We start from the raw sequence: 1,674 nt of genomic DNA, 5'->3' as shown, positions 1-1,674 counted from the left end.
TATGGATAAAAAAAAAGAAGAGAACGTGAGTCCTCTTCTAGTTGCAAGTCGTTATCTTGCTTGTGTGTACTAAAACAAAAGTAGTCTTTAAGAACTACACGCCCAACCAAGTGATGATGCTTCCTCCGAGTTTAGAGGAACTTATCGACAAGAACCATCCGGTTCGCATTGTAAATCAGGTTATTGACAAGATTAACATTGATCCGCTGCTGAAGAAATTTAAAGGCGGTGGTACTTCAAGCTATCATCCGAGGATGCTTTTGAAGGTTTTGATCTATGGGTATCTTAACAATACTTACTCGTCTCGCAGACTAGAGTCAGCACTTAAGGAGAATATTCATTTTATGTGGCTATCAGGGATGAATAAGCCAGATCATAATTCGATCAACAGATTTAGAAGCGAACGTTTGAAGGATGTATTGAAGGTTGTTTTCGGTCAAGTAGTAGAACTATTGGTTGAAGCAGGTCATATCAACTTGAAAGAGATCTTCACAGATGGCACCAAGCTAGAAGCACAAGCTAACCGTTACACTTTTGTGTGGGGTAATGCTATCAAATCGAATAAAGCGAAGATGGCCGAGCAACTTAATGAACTTTGGTCTTATGCAGAGAAGGTTGCTTGGGAGGAATTGAAGGATCAAAAACCAGAGACATTCGCGCCGATTAACAGTAATCAGGTAAGTGAAGTTATCGAGAAGATCGATAAAGCCCTTGAAGGAAAGAAAGTGTCGAATGATAAAAAGCAGAAGCTTAACTATGCCAAGAAGCATTGGCCAGCAGCAATGGAGCGTTATGCCGAGCACGAGAAACTCCTGGGCAATAGGAATAGTTATTCAAAGACCGACCCGGATGCAACGTTCATGAGAATGAAAGAGGATCACATGAAAAATGGACAGTTGAAGCCTGCTTACAATATTCAACTTTCTAGCCAAGACCAATTTATCGTTAACTACAGCCTTCATCAAAACACGACCGATACCAGCACTTTAAAAAGTCATTTAAAAAGCTTTCATAACTTATATGGTCATTATCCAGAAGTATTGGTAGCCGATGCAGGTTATGGTTCTGAAGAAAATTATGATCTTTTAGCAAAAAGAAAAGTGTCAGCGTATGTAAAGCATAATCAGTTCGATAGAGAACAACGTAATAAACTTACAGACTGGTTTAAGAGTGAAAACCTGGAGTACGACAAGAAGAATGATCAGGTTTATTGCCCGATTGGTGAGCCGATGAAATATATCGGAGAGGCTACACGCATAACAGCAAATGGATTTAAGCAAACCTACCACAAATATCAAGCGTCTAAATGTAAGGGATGTCCAGTACGCGATGTGTGTCACTCACAAAAAGGGAATCGAATAGTCGATATCAATCATCGTCTACGGAAATTAAAGTCACAAGCAAATGAGCGATTGACAAGCGAAGTAGGCATAAGTTATCGAAAGAAAAGAGCAGCTGATATCGAACCTGTGTTTGGTAACATCAAACACAATAAAAACTTCAAGCGTTTTATGCTTCGTGGGCTTCGAAAAGTAGAAATTGAGACAGGTTTACTAGCCATAGCGCACAATCTTGCAAAAGCGACCGCATGAGTGACGAAGATTTCACGCGCCTACATTTTTCAAACTAGATTAACCCAAAAAAAACAAAAAAAGCCGCCTCATGACTTTTGAG

General features: G+C 39.7%; 1 protein-coding gene. It reads left to right on the top strand.

Going from position 1 to position 1,674, the window contains the following annotated elements:
• Positions 1–62: 62 nt before the first annotated feature.
• Positions 63–1,592, top strand: coding sequence for an IS1182 family transposase (locus tag DQQ10_RS27675; RefSeq protein WP_262511785.1), 1,530 nt, complete (start codon positions 63–65; stop codon positions 1,590–1,592).
• Positions 1,593–1,674 lie beyond the last annotated feature (82 nt).

Origin of the sequence: Pseudochryseolinea flava, from assembly GCF_003286915.1 — a bacterium.
Taxonomy (GTDB): Bacteria; Bacteroidota; Bacteroidia; order Cytophagales; family Cyclobacteriaceae; genus Ohtaekwangia; species Ohtaekwangia flava.
This window is presented reverse-complemented; position numbering and strand designations above follow the sequence as displayed.